Annotated in this window: 15 protein-coding genes and 1 other RNA gene; 2 read left to right on the top strand and 14 right to left on the bottom strand. The window is 41.2% G+C overall.

Annotation, left to right across the window (positions count from 1 at the left end; genetic code table 11):
* Positions 1-27: 27 nt before the first annotated feature.
* The 5 genes from dnaX to JOC36_RS01680 all read right to left on the bottom strand — a co-directional run bounded on the left by dnaX (position 28) and on the right by JOC36_RS01680 (position 4,214).
* Complete coding sequence (dnaX, locus tag JOC36_RS01660) at positions 28-1,878, bottom strand: DNA polymerase III subunit gamma/tau (protein WP_205144768.1); 1,851 nt, start codon at positions 1,876-1,878, stop codon at positions 28-30.
* A gap of 103 nt (positions 1,879-1,981) precedes the next feature.
* Positions 1,982-2,069, bottom strand: an RNA gene (ffs, locus tag JOC36_RS01665) — signal recognition particle sRNA small type.
* A 17-nt stretch (positions 2,070-2,086) separates the two neighbouring features.
* Complete coding sequence (gene tadA / locus JOC36_RS01670; protein ID WP_205144769.1) at positions 2,087-2,608, bottom strand: tRNA adenosine(34) deaminase TadA; 522 nt, start codon at positions 2,606-2,608, stop codon at positions 2,087-2,089.
* Positions 2,598-3,206 (bottom strand): class I SAM-dependent methyltransferase, encoded by a 609-nt coding sequence (locus JOC36_RS01675; protein ID WP_205144770.1) that lies wholly within the window; start codon positions 3,204-3,206, stop codon positions 2,598-2,600. Before JOC36_RS01675 ends, tadA begins: the two co-directional genes overlap by 11 nt.
* 78 nt (positions 3,207-3,284) lie before the next feature.
* Entirely contained in the window at positions 3,285-4,214 is a 930-nt protein-coding gene (locus JOC36_RS01680; protein WP_239517491.1) for an alpha/beta hydrolase, read from the bottom strand.
* Positions 4,215-4,411: 197 nt separating this feature from the next.
* Between JOC36_RS01680 and JOC36_RS01685 the strand changes: the two genes are divergently transcribed.
* Entirely contained in the window at positions 4,412-6,217 is a 1,806-nt protein-coding gene (locus tag JOC36_RS01685; RefSeq protein ID WP_205144771.1) for a M3 family oligoendopeptidase, read from the top strand.
* Positions 6,218-6,373: 156 nt separating this feature from the next.
* Here JOC36_RS01685 and JOC36_RS08665 read toward each other — a convergent pair whose 3' ends face one another.
* The 5 genes from JOC36_RS08665 to JOC36_RS01705 all read right to left on the bottom strand — a co-directional run bounded on the left by JOC36_RS08665 (position 6,374) and on the right by JOC36_RS01705 (position 10,924).
* Positions 6,374-7,255, bottom strand: coding sequence for an MMPL family transporter (locus tag JOC36_RS08665; RefSeq protein WP_239517492.1), 882 nt, complete (start codon positions 7,253-7,255; stop codon positions 6,374-6,376).
* Positions 7,256-7,282: 27 nt separating this feature from the next.
* Positions 7,283-8,929 (bottom strand): MMPL family transporter, encoded by a 1,647-nt coding sequence (locus tag JOC36_RS08670; protein ID WP_239517493.1) that lies wholly within the window; start codon positions 8,927-8,929, stop codon positions 7,283-7,285.
* Positions 8,930-9,018: 89 nt separating this feature from the next.
* Positions 9,019-9,528 (bottom strand): TetR/AcrR family transcriptional regulator, encoded by a 510-nt coding sequence (locus tag JOC36_RS01695; protein WP_205144772.1) that lies wholly within the window; start codon positions 9,526-9,528, stop codon positions 9,019-9,021.
* Positions 9,529-9,678: 150 nt separating this feature from the next.
* Positions 9,679-10,509: an SAM-dependent methyltransferase gene (locus JOC36_RS01700; RefSeq protein WP_205144773.1), complete on the bottom strand. Its 831-nt coding sequence runs from the start codon at positions 10,507-10,509 to the stop codon at positions 9,679-9,681.
* A gap of 13 nt (positions 10,510-10,522) precedes the next feature.
* Positions 10,523-10,924: a helix-turn-helix domain-containing protein gene (locus JOC36_RS01705; RefSeq protein WP_205144774.1), complete on the bottom strand. Its 402-nt coding sequence runs from the start codon at positions 10,922-10,924 to the stop codon at positions 10,523-10,525.
* Between the two features lie 421 nt (positions 10,925-11,345).
* Here JOC36_RS01705 and JOC36_RS01710 point away from each other — a divergent pair, with 421 nt between their 5' ends.
* The gene (locus JOC36_RS01710) at positions 11,346-12,584 is read left to right on the top strand and encodes an MFS transporter (protein WP_205144775.1); all 1,239 of its coding nucleotides are present in this window, start codon (positions 11,346-11,348) and stop codon (positions 12,582-12,584) included.
* A 79-nt stretch (positions 12,585-12,663) separates the two neighbouring features.
* On the opposite strand, the gene JOC36_RS01715 is transcribed toward JOC36_RS01710, so the two are convergent.
* The 4 genes from JOC36_RS01715 to rpoB form a co-directional block, all read right to left on the bottom strand.
* Complete coding sequence (locus JOC36_RS01715; protein WP_205144776.1) at positions 12,664-13,512, bottom strand: methyltransferase domain-containing protein; 849 nt, start codon at positions 13,510-13,512, stop codon at positions 12,664-12,666.
* Between the two features lie 93 nt (positions 13,513-13,605).
* The gene (locus tag JOC36_RS01720; RefSeq protein WP_205144777.1) at positions 13,606-14,793 is read right to left on the bottom strand and encodes an iron-containing alcohol dehydrogenase; all 1,188 of its coding nucleotides are present in this window, start codon (positions 14,791-14,793) and stop codon (positions 13,606-13,608) included.
* 123 nt (positions 14,794-14,916) lie between these two features.
* Positions 14,917-18,588 carry a DNA-directed RNA polymerase subunit beta' gene (gene rpoC, locus JOC36_RS01725; protein WP_205144937.1) on the bottom strand — a complete coding sequence of 1,224 codons (3,672 nt, stop codon included), beginning with the start codon at positions 18,586-18,588 and terminating at the stop codon, positions 14,917-14,919.
* A gap of 131 nt (positions 18,589-18,719) precedes the next feature.
* Positions 18,720-22,328, bottom strand: coding sequence for a DNA-directed RNA polymerase subunit beta (rpoB, locus tag JOC36_RS01730; protein ID WP_205144778.1), 3,609 nt, complete (start codon positions 22,326-22,328; stop codon positions 18,720-18,722).
* Positions 22,329-22,533: the final 205 nt, after the last annotated feature.

Genomic DNA, 22,533 nt, shown 5'->3' on the forward strand with positions numbered 1-22,533 from the left:
TCCTCTTTTCTATTTAAATTAAATTGTTTAATCTTCTTGTGTAACAACTGTATCACCGAATAATGCTTTTGCCTCAGCCACGACCGGATCATCCGTCTGATCATTGGCAGCATTAGTTTCGTCCATTAAATGTTGCAAACCTTCATCATCTGCGGTTGCCATTGGTTGTTCAACCGGACTATTAGACTGCGAATTACTCTGTGGTGTCTCAGTTTGTTCGCCACGGGTGGCTGTAACAAAATCAGACCGTAATTTAGGCCACGCATCAGTCGTAATAAAGACTAATTGCCGATCTTGTTGAGCTTGTGTCAAGATACGTAACTGCACAGTCATCTTTTGGAGTAAATCTTGATTGTGCATTGCTTGCGTTCGAATCACATCATAATCGAAAGCAACCACGAGTCCTGCCGGTGCCGCTGCAATTGGTTGCGCAACATTTAGCATCGCCTGTTGTGGCACTGCTAAACTATTAATCAAGTCACGCCAAACGCTTTGTACCCGTGTTAAATCTCCACGAGTTGCTTGACGCAAGACATTAAAGACGGCCGCCTGATCATCCAAAACGGTTACTTGTTCCCCTTGAACTTGGGCCTGTGCTTGTGCGGCAGGCGTAGCATTAGCACTGCCAGTTGTCTTATCTGCCGGTTTTGCAGTAGTCGTAACATTACTTCGTGATGGTGCTGGCTGTGTCGCCGTTTCAGACGTTACCTCTGTTTGTAGTGCTTGACTGGCTGCAACTGTTGTTGAAGCTTGTCCCACCTGCGCAGGGGCTGCCTGTGATACTGATGTCCCATTCATACCATTTTCGGTTAAACCACTCAACTTAACAGTAAGCACCTCAAGATACACACTGGGCCGGTTCGTATAACGTAATTGTTGTTGTGTGTCACTTAAGATATCAATCATTTGATACCACACACCTGCTGGTGTTGCTTGGGCTAAATTTTTAAAATTATCATCTGGTACTAAGGTGATCAAATCAGGTGCTTCAGTATATAGCAATAAATCACGTGCATAACTAATTAAATCTTCAACGAAACGATTCACATCTTTCCCAGCATCTAGGATTTCTTCCACTTTCGCTAAAGCAGCTTTGGTATCACCTTGTCGTAAAGCTTGAACATAGTCACCAAGTAATGACTGGGTAACCGACCCTGTCACAAGGAGCGCATTTTCCAAAGTAACCTCATCATCACCAAAAGATAGGACCTGGTCTAAGATACTTAGCGCGTCACGCATGCCACCATCAGCAGCATTCGCGATTACACGCAAAGCATCCTCATCATACGAATCACCAACTTCATCCAAAATATAAGCCATTCGCTCATAAGCATCCTGACTACTAATTCGCTTAAAATCAAAACGCTGGGTTCTAGAAATGATGGTAGCCGGAATTTTTTGTGGCTCCGTTGTCGCCAAGATAAAAATCACGTTGGCTGGTGGCTCTTCTAAAGTTTTCAATAAGGCATTGAATGCCCCGGTTGAAAGCATATGCACCTCATCAATAATATAAACTTTATATTTACCACGTGTTGGCGCGTAATTAACATCTTCACGAATTTGTCGAATTTCATCAACCCCGTTATTCGAGGCCGCGTCAAGTTCAATAACATCTCCAAATGAACCATCATTAATTGCTAAACAAATTTCACAGGAATCATCTGGTTCACCATTTTCAGGGTGTAGACAATTCACTGCCTTGGCGAAAATTTTAGCCGCCGAGGTTTTACCTGTTCCACGAGGACCGCTGAAAAGATACGCGTGTGTGATTTGGTCACTGATAATTGTGTTCTTCAAAGTCTGGGTCACAACTTCTTGACCAATCATGTCACTAAACTTTTGTGGACGCCAGGTCCGATATAAAGCTTGATATGCCATTTTCAACGTCCTCCTTCTTTAAAACTCATACTCATTATTTTAACAGAAATTTGCTTAAAAAAACGCCAGTTGATTAAAAATCAACTGACGACTTCATTGGTATAAAAAAGGCAAAGCACAATCTACGGTCTCCTTAGTGCTGCTGCCTTCCGACCCTGACACAATTCGAAGTGCAAACTTGCTTTACCAAAAGATATTGTATCACGGTTCAGTTATTTTGACTAGCGCTTTCTTGCATTGCTTTTCGTTCTAATTTACGACGCTTACGTACCGCTTTAAAGAAGGCTTTTAAAAGCTGACTTGCCTCGGTTTGACGGACGCCAGGATGCACCGTAACTTGATGATTTAAACGTTCATCTTCCAAAACATGATACAACGAGCGCACTGCACCTGCTTTCGGGTCATCAGCACCATAGTAAACATCCGTTATGCGTGTTTGTTGAATTAGGCCTGCACACATTAAGCACGGCTCTAAGGTGACAAATAATTGTGCTTCTGGCAAACGCCACGATTTTTCAAGCCGATTTGCTTCAGTCAACGCCAATAACTCTGCATGTTGACTAGCATCCTGCATGCGTTCCCGTAAATTAAAGCCACGACCAATAATTTTACCATCTTGAACAACAACCGCCCCAATCGGCACTTCACCAACCGCTTGCGCTTTATGGGCTTCATATAGAGCTTGCCCCATAAAGTAATCGATTTGTTCTGAGGTCAAACTAGTCGTCATACACACTCTCCATCACATAGTACCCTTTTGCTTTATCAATTGTTTGAACATTACCAAACGTTTCATCCATCAAAGCTTTAGCTGAAGGTGCGCCCTGCTTTTTCTGAAGGACAACCGTCAAAGTACCACCAGGCAATAAATGTTCATGGGCTTCCCGTAACATTGTCTGTACAACGGCTTTCCCAGCTCGTACTGGTGGATTAACCATAATCGCCGCAAATCGATCTTGAACTGCTTGATAAATATCAGATTGGACAATTTCAATTTGATCTAAGACCCGGTTGGCTTCGGCATTACGCTTAATTAAATCAACCGCACGATGATTCACCTCAGCTGCCACAAATTGACGCTCTGGCATCACCTTAGCAAGGCTAATTGCTACTGGGCCATAGCCAGCCCCTAAATCCAAAATGCGACCATCCGGAATTTTGTCAGCATCAAACGCTTCAAGCATGGTCCGCGTTCCAAAATCAATCGTTTGTTTTGAAAAAACACCGGCATCACTGGTAAATTTTAAGTCGTTGCCTAACAAATTAAATGTAAATGTATGTTCGTCATGGGCCAATGTTGGTTCAGCTGTATAATAATGATCTGTCATAAATTCTACCTCGTTTATTCACTTTTATTGTAACATGCCCACGTAAAAAGGATTGCTGTTCCCAACAATCCTTACGCGCTAATGTACATATTGATTCAAAAAACTCTTAACTTGCTTTTCATAAGCCGTTTGGTCTTTTTCATAAGCTTCCATATGGTCAGCATTATCAACTTCAAACTTGGCCTTTGGTCCGCGCGTTGCCTCGTAGACATCATTCAACATATAACTTGGCACAAAGCCATCTTGCTTACCATGAATAAATAGCATTGGTCGCGTGTTACGCTTCAAAGCTGCCACGCTGTCGGCTTGATCATATGAATAACCAGCTAATACCTTCGAATAAACTGACATAATACTAATGAGTGGGTTCGCCAACCAACGTGGAATATGATAAAGCTGGTTAGCCTCATACAATAATTCTTCACGCATACTGTTGTAACCACAGTCTTCAATATATGCTTTCACTTGCTTGGGTGGATTCATCCCCGCCAAATCCATCGTGGTTGCCCCACCAAGCGATGTACCATAAACCACAATTTCACTCTTTGGATTTTGCTTGATCAACCGTTGAATCCATTCTAAATAATCTTTAGCTTCTAAATAACCATAACCAATAAACTTACCACCAGACTTACCTGCAGCTCGGTTATCGGCCAGCAAGACATTGTAGCCTTGTTGATGCATCATATTAGCATAAGGAATGACTTCACGATGGTCAACCGCAAAACCATGAATCACAATCGCCGTTTTGTTCGATGGTTGTGCGGCCGGAACATACTGTCCCTTTAACTTCACCCCGTCTTTAGCAGTTAAATTGACGGCTTGCTTGTTTGGCACAGCCGACCAAGCCTTCTTTTGTTTGTCGAGCGGATCCGCTTTTTGTGTCTGTGACCCTCCTGTCACGAAACTCTTATCGGCACGCACTTCCACAATATAAAAGAAAACACCAGCCGCGATTAACATCGCAACGGCAATCGCAATTACCACAGAAATGACTATTTTCATCATCTTACGCATTTAATTATTCATGCTTGGCTTGTTGCTTAACCAAACATGCTCCTTTCAACTTTCATAACAGATAGCTGTAATTATATCAAAAATTCACGTTCACAACTGCTTTTTATTCCAGCACACCCCAAGAAAACTAAGCTGTTACTTGAAAATTGTGCTACACTATTAAAAAATAATGAGAAAGAGGTTGTGTTATGGTTTATTCACAAAATTGGCAACTAGCTGACCTGTACCCTGGTGGTGTTCAAGGAGATGCGTTCAAAAAGAAGTTAGCAACGATAGAACAGCAAATTCAAACATTGACCGATGAAGTTAACAACTACCAAGCAAAAAATGATCCTGATTTTAGTGAACTGGTCCGGCTAACCGAATTGGTACAAGCCATTGAAAGTGGTTTGCAAACCGTAGGGACATATATTAACGGTATGATTTCAGCCGATTATACGAACCCGCTTTATCGCCCTTTTGCGAATCAAATTCAAGGATTGGCTGCAGCCTATAACCAACCCTTAAATGCTTATCAACGACTCTTAGCTGACTTTGATGATGCAACTTTTGAGCAATTATTAAAGCACCCTGCTTTAGAACCGGTCGCCTTTACTTTGAAAGAATTGCGTCACAGTGCCCAACGTCTTCAGTCTCCGGAACAAGAAGCACTCTTAGATCAACTAAAACTGGATGGCTTAAATGCCTGGGCCAGTCATTATGATGTCATTGCTGCTAATTTAAATATGCCGTTTACCGATGAAAATGGGCAAACTCGGACCATTTCAGCCGGACAAGCCCTTAATATGCTTGATGGTTATCCGGATAATACAGCCCGGGCCAACTTAATGGATGGTTATGAAAAGATGTGGGGGGATGCGCAAGACTTGACCGCCGATACCCTTAACCACTTGGCCGGAGCGCGCTTGACCGAACAAAAAGCGCATGGTTATAAGGACTTTCTTGAAGAACCACTTGAACTCAATCGTCTCTCACGGGCAACTCTTGATACGATGTGGCAAGTTGTCGATGACAATAAGCATATGTTTAAACCTTACTTTGAACGTAAGGCACAACTACTAGGCACTGATGGCATTGGTTGGCAAGACCAAGTGGCTCCCCTTACGCATGTCGGTGACTATCAACCTAAGACACAGACCTTTGATGAAGCAGCGCAGTTTATCATCGAAAACTTCGGTAAGTATTCACCAAAGATGGCCGCTTTTGCTAAACAAGCTTTCGAGAATCAATGGATTGAAGCGGAAGATCGCCCTGGTAAGCAACCAGGCGGCTGGATGGACACCTTACCTGATATTCATGAGTCACGAATTTTCTTGACGTTTACAGGTTCAGTTAATGATGCAGCCACGATTGCACATGAACTAGGGCATGCCTTCCATTCAAGTTTGCTAACCGATTTGCCAATTTGGCGCGATGATTACGCAATGAATGTTGCCGAGACAGCTTCAACTTTTGCCGAATTGCTCATTGCTGATGCAAATGTACAACAGGCACAATCTGATGCAGAAAAAGTCGTGCTACTTGATGCTAAAATGAGTAACCCCGTTTCAATGTTCTTGAACATCCGGGCCCGATTCTTATTTGAAAAGCGTTTTTATGAAGAACGCCAAAAGGGTTATGTCCCAGCTGAAAAGCTCAATGAAATTATGGATGCAGCTCAAAAAGAAGCGTTCGATGACATTCTAAATAAGCGTCACCCTCACTTCTGGTCATCTAAGTTACACTTCTTCATGGATGATGTGCCGTTCTATAATTTCCCATACACCTTCGGTTATCTATTTAGTTCTGGTATTTATGCTTGGGCCCAAAAACAAGATAACTTCGAAGATGCTTATATCAGTTTGCTACGTGATACAGCCAATATGTCGACTGAGGAGCTGGCCCAAAAGCACTTAGGCGTTGATCTAACCAAGCCAGACTTTTGGCAAGCTGGTGCCGATCTCGTTAAAAAGGACATTGATGAATTTATTGCCCTTTCTGATCAATTTGTTTAATCAAACTATTAAAAAAGTACCTCCACAAATTCGTGGAGGTACTTTTTTATTTAGCATCTTCTAAAATAGTTGAATTTAAAAACGATAACACGCATTAAGTTCAATTATTTCATCCGAAATTTTACTACTTAATTCTAACAATTTTAAATTAAACAACTAACCTTGCTTTTTTTTGCTCAACTTATCAAATAAAATAATCATCGCTGGCAAAATTGTCAAAGCCGAAATAAGTGAGTAGGCAGTATCTAACACCGTGATCAATCCGAAAGCACTCAATGCTGGGAAATTAGCAAACATAATCGCCGCGAATCCACCAACAACAGTTAGACCAGAAACTGTAATTGCGCTACCAACTGAACTAAGTGATTTTGTAACCGCTGCTTGTGTTGATAGTCCAGCCATCTTTTCTTCTCGATAACGTTCAAGAATCAAAATTGTAAACTCTGTTCCAATTCCCAACACAAGTGAACTCAAAGCTACCGTTAGTGGATTATATGCATCACCAAGTAAGTACAAGGTAAGTGGTGATAATCCAAGCACAACCACGATTGGAATAACTGGTAATAGCGCGAATTTGAAACTCCGATATACGAGTAACAATACAACTACAATCACACTTAGCCCTGCAATAATCATCAAAGCATGCCGAGCCGTCATATTACCGACACCTGTTAACATAAGCATTTGTGGTCCAGCGGCCGCAATGTTAATTCCCTTAACATCTTTAGCTTGTTTATCAATCTTGCTCATCAACTTACGTTGATCTTCTGTACTCAAACTCGTTTTAACCTTGAAAGAAACTACTGTATAATGATTATCTTTACTCAAAGTAATCTGCTTCAGTGCCGTTGGCAAATTATTAATATTACTATTAATCGTTCTTTGACTTTGATCACTCATATTAGGATTTAAAGCTTCATACGTTGACTTTAAAGTCGTTGCATCTTCAATACCAGAATATTTATGATCAATTTTTTGTGCGAAATTGTCGACCTTAGTCAACTGCTTTTTATCTCGAACATCATCCGACTTTACCATATAAGTAAGATACGTTGTTGACCCCACCTATTTTTGTAAGCGTTTGGTATCCTTAAGCGCTTGCATATCTTGTGGCACCATTTTAAACATATCCGTTTCAACCGGAATTTTACTTTCAACTGCAAAACCAGCACCAGCAAGGATAATTCCAATAATTACCAAAACTCCTGAGTGTTTCATCACAAATTGTGCATAGTGCCCTAGCCCTTTACTCAACCAATTATCAGAACTATGTTTATCAGATAACTTTGGATTCTTGCGATCTAAGATTGATTGGATTGAGAACATCAAAACGAACTCAACGATATAACTCGTCACAACCCCGATTGCCAATGTCACACCAAACATTTGCATCATTGGTGCCTTTGACAACAACATTGTCAAAAAGCTTAATGACATCACAATCAATGCAACACCAACCGCTGGTCCCATATTAGCTGAGGAACTTTCGACTGATTTTTCACTATTTCCAGTTTTACGATACTCTTCTTCATACCGATTATGGAATTGCACACCAAAATCAGTTCCCAATCCAATAACAATTGGCAAAATGGCCATGGTAGCTAAGGTGATTGGAATACCTACCCACCCCATGATACCAAATGTCCAAATCAAACTAACAACCACGAATAGCAAAGCCAAAATACGACGACGAACCTTAAATAATAGCGATAGGACAACCACCATCATTACCAAGGCCATAGCCATCATAATCGTCATTGTATGACCAACTTGAACTTGAATATTTGACATAACAGCTGGATTACCAGCAAGTCTAATTTTTGCATGCTTAAAATCAACAGTCTTAAGATCTTGCTTCATGCTCTTTGTCATACCAACGTAAGTCGTCATATCAGACTTATTACCAGTATTTACCTTTACAAGAACACTTTTACCATTATTAGGCAACAAATCTTTGAAAGCAGATTGCACATTACCATTATCATCCAAGATAAGATCACGCAATAGTGGCGTACTCATATCCTGAACTTTAGGCAACATTTTAAACATCTTTTGTTGTAATTGTCCCTGTTGCTCTTTATTTAACTGCTTTTGCATATATGCTTGAACTTGAGCTTGCTGCTTTGACGTCAAAACTTGTTCAATTGACTTCCCTTGAGCTAAACTCATCTGTTGTTGTGATGACAACAATGACATGACATAAGCTTGCTGTGATTGCTTTTGTTCAGGTGTCAAGATGTTCTGAATGTCTTTACTTAACTGCTTTTTTTCTTTCGCAGATAAGTTTGCCTGAATATCTTTTTGAAGCTTTGCTTGCTTCTGTGGTGACATCTTTGAACCTTGTGCATTACTATTTTCATTGCTTAATTGATCATTGAGTAATGACACAACTGATGTAGTTCCAGTGATGTTATCAATTGATTTAAACTTTTGCTCCAACTTGGCGACTTTAGCCATATTCTCATGAGTTAAGTTATCTTTTTGCTTTCCCTCAATCAAAACAAAGGCTGAATCACCACCAAAGTGTTTCTGATAGGTCTCTGTATTCTTTAACACAGGTTGTTTATCATTAACAAACACTGTATTTCCCATATCCATTGTTATCTTAGGCAATCCAAGTCCTAATAACACAGTTATGGCTAAAATTAATCCAATGAAAATTTTACTATGATCATGGATTTTTCGACCAATTGTCGCGTAAATCTTCTCCATAAATCATCTCTCCTCATATGCTATGATAAAAGCATTTTACAGGATTGGAGAGTGACTCGTAAGATACAAATATTCCCAAAGTGTCGCATTTACACCATCAATTTATCAAAGACTTCTAAAATATCTTCAATTTTATACTCACGATTATACTTTACTGACATTTGAATTAATCCAACCATTGCATCCATCATAATTAAGTTGGCCCGATGTTGATGTTTTGATTCGCGTACCGCTTCCATCGTCACATCTTCACCCGGAATTGTCTCAACTAAGTTTTTAAATTGTTTCATCAATTCTTGATTTACAAGCTCCTCGAATCTTTCATTATCTTTCAACGCAACTAATACAGAGCGATTATCATCAACAATTTTATAAAGTTCAATAAAATAATCACGTAGTGATAGCTTTTGGTCAGCTAATCCTCCGATTTCATATTCAATTGTTGCAAGAATTAAATCATCTTTCGTTTCAAAATTACGATAAAATGTGCTGCGGTGAACACCTGCCTTTTCCACCACCTCGCTAACCGAGAAATCATTCTTTTGATTTCCCGATAAAAGATCCAAGGTACTTTTGATAATTTTTTCTCTAGCTTTCATTTTCAACTACCTCGTTTCTACATTCTAGATCATTCTTGGATAATTGTTATTTTACAGTTAGCATACTTTATTCTTACCCGCACCACAAATATAAAAAGCCTGAAAGAACATTGTCTCTCAGGTTTTTCATCTAGATAAAACTTCCAAAATCTATTTAACTTGGTAGATTTTTTCATCAATTAAATCAAATTGGGGTCTTGTTTGATTAAGGGTCGTTAATTCTGTTAATTTAGCGACCTGCCAAAACTGCGATGAATTAGTTGCCCCATCCTGCTCGCCGATAACTAAGAATTCCACTTCTGGATAGTTTCCCCGCATCGCTGCTAAAATTTTCACGTCAATATCACTGGTGTCTGGGGCCCAGCTCAGTAATACTACCTCTACTTGGCGTCCATAACGCTCAAGGGCCGTCATTGCATCTAAATTTTCGACGGGTATAACTGGTTCAACTGCGGTTACTGGTTGGTTAAGCCAATCCTGGTTGTCGGTGGTAATAATGGTCTGATCAGGATTTAAAGCTTTGAGACCGGCGGATAAATAACCTTGTCCAGCCATTAATTCTAAGGTGGGCCGGCCAGCCAAATACGCCGAGACTGCCTTTAAAAATTTCGGCGTTAAATAGGCGTACATATTAAAATCTTCAATGAATTCATCACGAATATTCCGTAAACAATAATCAACCTGTTCTAGCGGTTCCCGCAATTTAGTCCACAAAGCATTACCCTGATCAGCTTGGGTTGGATATTTGTTTAAAACATATGTCTCAACCTCTGTAATATCGGCTTCAGTCAACGCCATATCAAACAAGGTTGGCGGAAATTGACCTTGATTAATCAACGCAACGGCCTGATAAGCACGTTCTAACTTATGCTTAATCCCTGGTATTGACTGATAAAGCATTAAAAAATCAGCTAACGCATCTAAATAATCGATGTACATTAGCTGACGACCGGGCCCAAATGATAGCGTTTCTGCTGACATATAAGCTCCTTTTTTAAAATAGATTTTCTTGATGGTTAATGGCAACATCGCCATCATTCATCGGGGTAGCTGGATTCAAATAAGCATTAACATATTGGAAAATATCAAAGCGTTGTTGATCAGTTAAAGGCTTACCATTAAAGTCAATTTCTTTACCTGATAAGAACAACAGTGATAAATCAGTCTTTTCAGCCATGGTCCGCCCAACTAAAAAGTCGAGTGACACATCAAAGTAATCAGCTAACTTGCAAACTTCAATATAAGATGGTGAACGATCCCCACGTTCCCAATTACCAATTTGAGCCGCTGTATTTGGTTTTTGACCTGGATCTAGATTTTGATTCATCGCATCAGCCAAATTTTCCAATGTGATACCACGACCTTTTCGTAATTCACGCAAGCGATCTGGAAACATGCTGCAACACCATTTTCCTTTACTAAAATTTAATAACTAGAACCATTTTACCGAACTCTCCGTTATTTTTCCACAGTTTCCACTGAGAAATTTGTATCAATTCGTTGTCTTCACTTTTAAGATTTAGATTGACCCCTCTAAATGACAGCTGTCACATTGCTCAAAAATCAATTTAACTGTGTCAATAATTCGAACTATCCTTAACCAGCACCCAACAGTATATAAACATCTTTATTTAATCAGTATTCGCACCTTCAACATTAAATAATTCTCATCATATGATTGGGGTTATCATAATATAGTGTTAAAGTGGTTCTTATAACGTTTAGTTCCAAAATTATTTTGGCTTTCAACATACATAAACGCCAGAAAACTTTTAATGCATACGAATCAATTTAGGAAGCTAGGAAGGAAGATTAAGATGCCCTTATCTAAAAACTTAAAAGTCCGTTTAGTGGCCTCATTTTTGAATCGTATTGCTTCTTTTGCAATTGTTCCATTTATGATGCTCTTTTTCGTCCAAACATTTGGCCTAAAACTAGCGGGTTTAATCGGCATACTACAAGTTGTAATCAGCTATACTTCCAATCTAATTGGCGGTTATCTTGGCGATACCTATGATGACCGTCGCCTGATTTTCTCTAGTCAAATTGTCCAGGCCATCACGCAATTGCTTATCGGCGGGGCCGTTTTTTTAATTTCAAATCAGTGGCTAACCATCTGTTTATACTTCATAAATTTAATCGTAGCCAATCTTTATAAATCTACATTCTCATCCCTATTAATTGCATCAGTTAATGAAGAAAATAAAAAGAAAGCTTACATGTATGACTATGTTTCAGTAAATATTTCGCTTGCCCTAGGTATTTCCATTGGCTCAATGCTCTTTGGTAAATACCAATATCTAGTCTTTATACTTTCAGCGTTATTGATTATTATTGTTGCGTTCATCCTAAATAATATGTTTAATTATCAAAATATCAATCCAACAACTACAAATCATTTTTCATCGTTGAAGCATGAAATCATTGATTTAATCCGGAGCTACAAAATTCCACTCAAGGACAAGCGCTTTGTTGCTTACGTCTTAGGCAGTGCTTTTATCATGGCCTCTCCCCTTGCCATCGAAACACTCGGACAAGTACATTTTAGCGATGCTTTTACACCTGCCGACTTGGCTATTGTTCATCTACACAAAGGTCCGCAGCTTTTCGGCTTACTTCAGATTGAAAATGTGATCACGGTTGTCCTTAGTACATTTTTTCTTTCTGCGATTATCAACCGCCTAAAGGTCAGGACGATGATTGGGATGCTCCTATTTTATGTCATGAGTTACAATATCATTTATAATTCAACAAGCATCCCACTCATCCTTATGCTCACCTTTGTCGGAGGTATCGCTGAACTAAGCTATTCATCTTTTGTTCAGGCCATGCAAGTTGAACTAGTTCCAGCAGCTCATCGTTCAAAATATATTTCATTCAATTCGCTTGGTAATTATATCAGCCAACTTATTGGTTCAACTTTGCTTATCGTATTGTCCGCTTCAAATATGCTCATAACAACAATTCTTTTAATTGGCATATCGTTAATCGGTATCACCATCATCACAAAAATTGGATTATCACTACAGCATCATTCCCAAAGTAAGCCTTCTTAAAAGAATTGGGAAAATGAAAAGACGTGTCAAACCACCAAAAATAGTTTGACACGTCTTTTTTCTATCAATCATTTAAAATTCACACATCAACCACTAGAACCGTCACATCCACAGTCACTTGATCCAGCGGTGTTTGTTCGGCTAAAGCTTGAGCTTCTGGGCGGGCACCCCAATGCAACGGTGTCATATGTAACAAATCAACATAAATATCCGCTGGAATCGTCCAGGTATACTGAACACGTTGTTGAGTCGCCTGCGGATAGGTTGCCATAAAGTGATTTAATACCTTGTCATTACTGTAAGTGTGATTTTTTGAATCAACCGGATAAAGCATCTCACGTAACTCATGCAAGTATCCCGCATTTGGAATCACCTTAACTAAGCGACCACCTGGCTTCAGTACCCGATTAAATTCTTCATAGGCACTCGGCGAGAAGAATTCAACAATCGTATCAATTTGATGGTCCATAAATGGTAAATGCGCTAAATCAGCAACTAAATAGAACGCATCCGTATCTAACTGCGTTGCTAAATTTATGCCTGCTTTTGAAATATCAAAGCCTAAGCCGACATCTTGATTATTACGCTCAGCCAATAACTTAGCTAAGGGGGTGCCTTCACCAGTCCCAACATCTAAAATTGTCTGAGCTTGAGCATCTAAGGCTGTCCCAACTGCCGTCACGATTCCATCAAACAAACCAGCTGAGAGTACTTTCCGACGTGAAGCCAACATCGCATCATCATATTCCGTATCGACATTCCGGTTAAGAAAGTTGAGACTTCCCTTTTTATTGACATCTAACGTATGGTGATTCGGGCACACCAAACTATGTCCGTCGACCTCAGTATACGCCGCACGACATGTTGGGCATTGAAATAATGACAAGTGTTGCTGCACAAACGCCGTCCCACGATCTATTTTTTTCATCTGTATTCTCTTTTCATTCTAATCATGCCTACTAGTATACCGCAATTTCAGGCAACAAAAAAGCATCCTCGCATATGAGGATGCTTTTTAGCATTATTCAAAGCCGTCTGTTGTCATTGATGCTTCATAAATCTTAACCACATCAGCTGGTTGCAACTTAACATAAGCCTTTTGATCCAACTTATTCACATCAACTGCAGCCTGAGCCATTGCATCGAAATGTTCATCATTTTCAATCCCAACACCTGGCAAGGTTGTTGGAACACCTAAGTCCTTAATCCAATCGTATGTCTTTTGGATAGCAGTCTTAGCAACTTCCATATCATCATCACCAGTCAAATGCCAAACATTACGTCCATATTGCGCAAACTTAGGTGCCGTTTCAGCGCTAAGCACATAATTCATCCAACGTGGCGTTAAAATACCAAGTCCAACGCCGTGGGTAATGTCATAGTATGCTGACAACTCATGTTCAATTGGGTGAACGGTCCAAACATTTTCATTACCAACCCCGGTAATACCATTCAAAGCCATGGTAGCACCCCACATCAAGTTAGCACGGGCATCATAGTTATCAGGTTCAGCCAAGGCAATTGGGGCCCACTTAATGACCGCACGCATAATACCTTCTTTGACCCCGTCTTGGACATCCTTATTAGCCGCATTATCAAAGTATTGTTCAAACAAGTGCGACATAATATCAATTGAACCAGCTGCTGTTTGCCACTTTGACACTGAGTAAGCGAGTGTTGGATCCAAGAATGAAACGGCTGGTGAATTTGGTCCCTTTGATCCAAGCTTTTGATTTGTTTCTGGATTTGAAATTACTGAACCATAGTTCATTTCTGTTCCTGTGGCTGACAATGTCACAATATCCACAATTGGCAATTGATCAATGTCCATCCGAAGACTTGGCTTTAGAACCAAATCCCAAGGATCGCCAGCATAGAACTTTGCTGAAGCAATCATCTTACTTGCATCGATTACTGAACCACCACCGACAGCAAGAATCACATCAACATCGTTGTCTACCGCTAACTTTTGACCAGCCCGAACAGAATCAATCTTGGGATTGGGTGCAATCCCATCAAGTTCAATCACATCAAAATCAGCTAATTGTTTCATTACGCGATCATAAAGGCCACTCTTCTTAATTGAGCCACCACCATAAGTCAATAGGACACGCTTACCATAACGGGCCATGACGTCGGCTAATTCATGATCAATCCGGTTTTGGCCGAAATGCACTTCCGTCTTATTTACAAAAGTAAAATCTTGCATGTTATACCTCCAAAAATCCGTTGCTATTCATTAACAATTTGTAAGTATAATTATGGCACACTTGCTTACGTTTTTAAAGCAAAAAAGCCACTGATTTTAAAAATCAGTGGCTTTTCTTATTAGTTATTCAACTGGATTTTCCATTGAATTAGCAATATCTGAAGTAGATGGAATACCTGAAGCGGCATCATCTGTTACAACTGGGTCAGCAACGACTTCTGGTTGGATTTCTTGGTATTCCTTCATACCAGTTCCAGCAGGAATCAACTTACCAATAATAACGTTTTCCTTCAAACCAATCAAAGGATCGTTCTTTCCACGAATAGCAGCATCCGTCAAGACACGAGTAGTCTCTTGGAACGATGCAGCAGACAAGAATGAATTTGTCTCCAATGAGGCCTTGGTAATTCCAAGCAAAACTGGACGACCAGTCGCTGGCAACTTACCATCAATTAATGGCTTTTCATTGGCTTCACGGAATTCAGCAATATCCATCAAAGTACCTGGCAACAAGTCAGTGTCACCTGGATCCATAACACGGACCTTACGTAACATTTGACGGGCCATAACTTCCACGTGCTTATCGCCGATTTCAACACCTTGCATACGGTAAACCTTTTGAACTTCGTCCACAAGGTAGTTTTCTGTTGCAAGTGTATCACGAACTTCAATCATTTCCTTAGGGTCGGCTGAACCTTCGTTCAAAGTCTCACCACGATGGATATGATCTCCTTCAGCAACCTTCATCCGCGCCGTCATTGGCAATGTGTAAGTCCGCGTATCAGTTTCGCCTTCAACCGTAACTTCCTTCGTCCGGTCAGCAGGGTTCTCTTCAATTGACTTCACTTCACCAGTAACTTCACTGATAATCGCACGACCCTTAGGGTTACGTGCTTCAAAGATTTCTTGCACACGAGGAAGTCCTTGCGTGATATCGTTTCCGGCAACACCACCGGTGTGGAATGTACGCATTGTTAATTGCGTACCTGGCTCACCGATTGATTGAGCGGCAACAGTACCTGCGGCTTCACCAACTTCAACAACATCACCGGTAGCCATGTTACGACCGTAGTCCTTCACACAGACACCGTGTTCAGTATTACAAGTAAAGGCTGAACGAATGTTAACCGTTGTGATACCAGCATCAAGAATTTGTTGGGCCTTATCTTCATCAATCATTTCGTTGTGCGCAACAATGGTCTCACCAGTTTCTGGATTAATCACTGACTTTTGCGCGAAACGACCTAGAATACGATCGTACAATGGCTCAACAACTTCGTTTCCATTCATAATGGCTGAAACATCAAGTCCACGATCACTTCCACAGTCTTCTTCACGGATGATAACGTCTTGGGCCACGTCAACCAAACGACGAGTCATATAACCTGAATCGGCCGTCTTCAAAGCCGTGTCGGTCATTCCCTTACGAGCACCGTGAGTTGAGAAGAACATCTCCAACACAGAAAGTCCTTCACGGAAGTTAGAAATGATTGGCAATTCCATGATACGTCCGTTAGGAGCGGCCATCAAACCACGCATACCAGCAAGTTGAGAGAAGTTAGAGATGTTACCACGAGCTCCTGAGTCAGACATCATGAAGATGTTGTTATCAGGTTCAAAGTGCTCAATCAATTGCTCAGTAATATCATCCTTAGCCTTATTCCAAATTGCAATAACACGTTCATAACGCTCATCATCAGTAATCAAACCACGACGGAATTGCTTAGTAACTGTTGCAACTTGCTTATGAGCAGCTTCAACAATGGCTGGCTTTTCTTCCAATTCAGTAACGTCGGCCATTCCAACTGTCAAACCTGACTTAGTTGAAATATCATAACCAAGGTCCTTCATCCGGTCCAATAGCAATGATGTTTCAGTTACCTTATAAACCTTATAAATTTGGGCGATAATATCAGAAAGGAAGCCCTTCTTAAATGGCGCCAAAATTTCAGTATTATTAAAGTATTCCTTAATGTCTTGACCTTCGTCCAAGAAGAAACGATCATCAATCGCATCAAAATTACTTGAATCAGCTTCGTTCAAATATGGGAAGTCCTTTGGCAAGATTTCGTTGAAGAACAACTTACCAACTGAAGTAACCATAATCTTTGAACGTTGATCATCAGTAAATGGCTTTTCCTTAGGGAATGATGATGTTTGAATACCAACACGTGTGTGGTAGTGCACATAACCGTTTTGGAAAGCAGTCCGTGCTTCATCAACACTACTAAAGATCATACCTTCACCTTCACGTCCAGCTTCTTCGGTGGTTAGATAGTAGTTACCAATAACCATGTCCTGAGAAGGTGTAACGATTGGCTTTCCATCCTTAGGTGCCAAGATGTGACCAGCGGCAAGCATAAGCAAACGTGCTTCAGCTTGCGCTTCATCTGACAAAGGCACGTGGATGGCCATTTGGTCCCCGTCAAAGTCGGCGTTATAAGCTTCACAGACCAATGGGTGTAGACGCATCGCCTTACCTGAAACCAAGACTGGTTCAAAGGCTTGGATTCCAAGACGGTGCAACGTTGGGGCACGGTTCAATAGCACTGGGTGCTCCTTGATAACAACCTCAACCACATCCATTACGTCATCATCGCGACGATCAATCTTACGCTTAGCGGCCTTAATGTTACCAGCCAAACCACGTTCAACCAATTCATGCATGATGAATGGACGGAATAATTCAATTGCCATTGGTACTGGCAATCCCATTTGGTTCATCTTCAAGAATGGACCAACGTCAATAACTGAACGTCCAGAATAATCAACACGCTTACCAAGCAAGTTTTGACGAAAACGTCCTTGCTTACCCTTCAACATGTGTGAAAGTGACTTCAATGGACGGTTACCAGGACCAGTAACTGGACGGCCACGACGACCATTGTCGACAAGGGCGTCAGCAGCTTCTTGCAACATCCGCTTTTCGTTTTGCACGATGATACCAGGAGCATTCAATTCAAGCAAACGCTTCAAACGGTTGTTACGGTTAATCACACGACGGTACAAGTCATTCAAGTCAGATGTCGCGAAACGACCACCTTCAAGTTGCACCATTGGACGCAAATCAGGTGGGATAATTGGAATAACATCCATAATCATCCATTCAGGCTTGTTTCCAGAAGTCAAAAAGGCTTCCAAAATGTCCAAACGACGCACGGCACGGACACGCTTTTGGCCAGTTACTTCACGTAACTCAGCTTTAAGCTCTTTAACTTCAGCTTCAACATCAACGTGTGAAAGCAAAGTTTTAATCGCTTCAGCACCCATACCAGCTTGGAATTCGTCGCCGTATTGTTGCTTCAATTCACGATATTCACGTTCTGAAATGATTTGCTTTTCAGTCAATGGTGTATCACCTGGATCAGTGACAACGTATGATGCAAAGTAAATAATTTCTTCAAGTGAACGTGGTGACATATCCAAGACCAAGCCCATCCGTGATGGGATACCCTTGAAGTACCAAATATGTGATACTGGGGCAGCCAATTCAATGTGACCCATCCGTTCACGACGGACCTTAGAAGTGGTTACTTCAACACCACAACGATCACAGACAATTCCCTTATAACGAATTCGCTTATATTTACCACAAGCACATTCGTAATCTTTGGTAGGTCCGAAAATACGTTCATCAAAAAGCCCATCTTTTTCAGGCTTTAAGGTACGATAATTGATTGTCTCGGGCTTTTTTACTTCACCATAAGACCAGCTGCGAATTTTGTTGGGACTTGCCAACCCAATTTGCATGCTTTCAAACTTATTGACATCAATCAATGATTTGACCCCTTTCATAGGTTCGATAGCAATCCGGCCTAGTGAGACTAAACCTGCAGACATGAGAGCATCTCAAGTGATACCTTCATGTCCACAGGCTTAGTCTCCTAAGCCTAGAAACATTAATTTTTATTCAGCACAGGTGTAGATTAGTCTTCTTGATCCCCTGCGTTTGTAACGCCTTGGGCGTGATCAGCTGTTTCATCGGCAGTGTTAGCTGCGTCAGCATCAGCTGGCTTTGGCTTGTTGACATCAACGACAGCATCGTCGCCTTCTTCTTCATCCAAATCACGTAAATCAATTTCGTCTTGATTTGCATCAAGCACCTTCATATCAAGACCAAGGGCTTGTAATTCCTTAACCAACACACGGAATGATTCAGGCACACCTGGCTTTGGAATTTGTTCACCCTTAACAATCGCTTCGTATGTCTTCACACGACCAACCACATCATCTGACTTATAAGTCAAGATTTCTTGCAAGGTATGTGCGGCACCATAAGCTTCAAGGGCCCAAACTTCCATTTCACCGAAACGCTGTCCACCAAATTGTGCTTTACCACCAAGTGGTTGTTGCGTAACTAGTGAGTAAGGTCCGATTGAACGGGCGTGAATCTTATCGTCAACCATGTGCGCAAGCTTCATGTAGTGCATAACACCGACGGCAATCCGCTTATCAAATGGTTCACCTGTCCGTCCATCATACAAAACTGTCTTTCCATCACCTGGCAATCCAGCTTCTTCAACCGCAGCCCAGATATCAGTATCGCGGGCCCCGTCAAAGACCGGTGACGCAACGTGAATACCTAATTCACGTGCAGCCATTCCCAAGTGCAATTCAAGAACTTGTCCAATATTCATACGAGATGGCACACCCATTGGTGACAACATAATGTCGACTTGCGTTCCATCTGGCAAGTAAGGCATGTCTTCAGAAGGTACTACCATTGAAACAGTACCCTTATTTCCGTGACGACCGGCCATCTTGTCACCAACTTGAATCTTACGACGTTGGGCGATGTAAACACGAACCATCATGTTAACACCTGGTGACAATTCATCACCATTCTCACGAGTGAAGATGCGGACATCTTGAACAACTCCGCCACCACCATGAGGCACACGCAATGAGGTATCACGTACTTCACGCGCCTTTTCACCAAAGATAGCATGCAACAAACGTTCTTCGGCTGATAGCTCAGTGACACCCTTTGGTGTTACTTTACCAACCAAAATATCGCCGTCTTCAACTTCAGCTCCGACACGAATAATTCCACGTTCATCCAAATTGCGAAGTTGATCTTCACCAGTATTTGGAATTTCACGAGTAAATTCTTCAGGTCCAAGCTTTGTATCACGCGCCTCTGACTCATATTCTTCAATGTGAATTGATGTATAAACATCATCACGAATCAAACGTTCATTAATAATGATGGCATCTTCGAAGTTATATCCTTGCCAAGTCATGAAGGCAACCAATGGGTTTTGACCCAAAGCTAATTCACCTTGTTCCATTGATGGACCATCGGCAATTACTTCATCAGCATCAACCTTGTCCCCAACTGAAACAATTGGACGTTGGTTATAGTTCTTACCGGCATTTGAACGGCGGAACTTCATCAACTTGTACTTATCTAGTGAACCATCTTCACGACGAACACGGATTTCACGACCATCAACATATTCAACGGTTCCAGGATATTCAGCAACAACCGCAACTCCAGCGTCATGCGCAGCCTTGTATTCAATTCCAGTACCAATTAATGGTGCATGTGGATTGATCAATGGCACAGCTTGACGTTGCATGTTGGCTCCCATCAAGGCACGGTTAGAGTCATCGTTTTCCAAGAAAGGAATGGCAGCCGTGGCAACGGCAACCATTTGCTTAGGTGAAACGTCCATGTAGTCAACGTCTTCAATTGAAACTTCCATGTTTTCGTCCGCGTGACGAGCCAAAACAGTATCAGTCGCAAATGAACCGTCATCGTTCAAGACAGAGTTACCTTGAGCAACCACGAAGTTATCTTCTTCGTCAGCCATCAAGTAATCAATCTTATCAGTAACCTTATGCGTATCCCATGAAACACGACGGTATGGTGTTTCGATGAATCCATAACGGTTAACTCGAGCGTATGTGGCCAATGAATTGATCAATCCGATGTTAGGACCTTCAGGTGTTTCAATTGGGTCCATACGACCATAATGCGTATAGTGCACGTCTCGCACTTCATATCCGGCACGATCACGAGTCAAACCACCAGGTCCAAGGGCTGACAAACGACGCTTGTTAGTCAATTCACCCAATGGATTAGTTTGGTCCATGAATTGTGACAATTGTGATGAACCAAAGAATTCCTTGGTTGCAGCCACAACAGGACGAATGTTAATCAATTGTTGTGGTGTCACTGTGTCAGGATCTTGAATTGACATCCGTTCACGGACAACACGTTCCATCCGGCTCAAACCAATTCGGAATGTGTTTTGTAGCAATTCACCAACACGACGAACACGACGGTTACCCAAGTGATCAATATCGTCGGTTTGACCAATACCCATTTGCAAGTTCAAGAAGTAATTCATACCAGCAATGATATCAGCAGGTTGCAAATCACGCACTGATTCGTCAAAGTGTCCGTTACCAATCATTGGTAGGACCTTTTCAGGATCATTTGGATCTTCAACCATGATGCGTTGGATCAACATAGGTTCAGTCACAACGGCATCATCTGATGGAATGTGTTCTTCCATCTTAAAGTCATCACGATCAAGGTATGGTGCCAAAACGCCCATAACCTTCTTGTCGATCTTAGTACCCTTTTCAAACAAAACCTCACCAGTATCTGGATCAGCTAAGGTTTCACCAAGGGTTTGACCAATCAAACGTGACTTCAATGACAACTTTTTGTTCATCTTATAACGACCAACTGGCGCCAAATCATAGCGACGTGGGTCGAAGAAACGAGCTGTCAAAAGTGAACGTGAAGAATCTGCAGTCTTTGGTTCACCAGGACGTAGCCGCTCGTAGATGTCCTTTAGGGCCTCTTCAACACGTGAATCGTTAACATCCTTATGGACATCCTTGTCCAAAGTTAAGTTGATTGAGTCGTATTGGTCACCCAAAAGTTGCAAAATTTCAGAATCTGAACCAAAACCAAGAGCTCGTACCAATTCAGTCATTGGCAACTTACGAGTCCGGTCAATCCGGACGTAATCAAGTCCCTTCGCGTCAGTTTCGTATTCCAACCAAGCACCACGGCTTGGGATATAAGTCGCACCATAAATTGGGCGACCATTCTTATCTGGTTCTTCGTTATAGTAAACCCCAGATGAACGAACCAATTGAGAAACAATAACACGCTCGGCACCATTAATAATGAAAGTTCCTTGCGGAGTCATTAATGGGAAATCACCAAAAAAGACATCTTGTGACTTAATCTCGCCACTTTCTTTATTAGTTAAGCGTAATGTTACATGCAATGGTGCTGAATAATTCGCATCATGATTGCGCGCTTCTTCAACTGTGTACTTTGGCTCCATGAGCTTATAGTCCACAAATTCCAAAGACAACTTACCTTGGAAATCTTCGATTGGCAAAATGTCCGTAAACATTTCACGCAATCCTTCATCCAAGAACCAGTTGTATGAATCCGTTTGAATTTCAATCAAGTTAGGCAAATCAAGGACATCCTTAATTCGCGCATAACTACGACGAACACGGTGCTTACCGTATTTAACAAGCGTTCCTACCAAGTTCTCCACCTCACTTTAATTTGGCTAATTGTGCTCAAGCATACCTTACAATTGTGTTACAAATCGCAGATTTGCTCCATAAAAACCTATTTTTAAGCGCAAAAAAGACCAAAGCATCTTCTTAATTTTTAAAAAAGTGCTCCCGTCTTTCTATTCAGTCAGACGCTTGGGACAATATTTCCAAGCCATCCAGATTTTTATACACAATTAAAAC

This window comes from Weissella uvarum (genome assembly GCF_016908785.1).
In the GTDB taxonomy this organism is placed as follows: domain Bacteria; phylum Bacillota; class Bacilli; order Lactobacillales; family Lactobacillaceae; genus Weissella; species Weissella uvarum.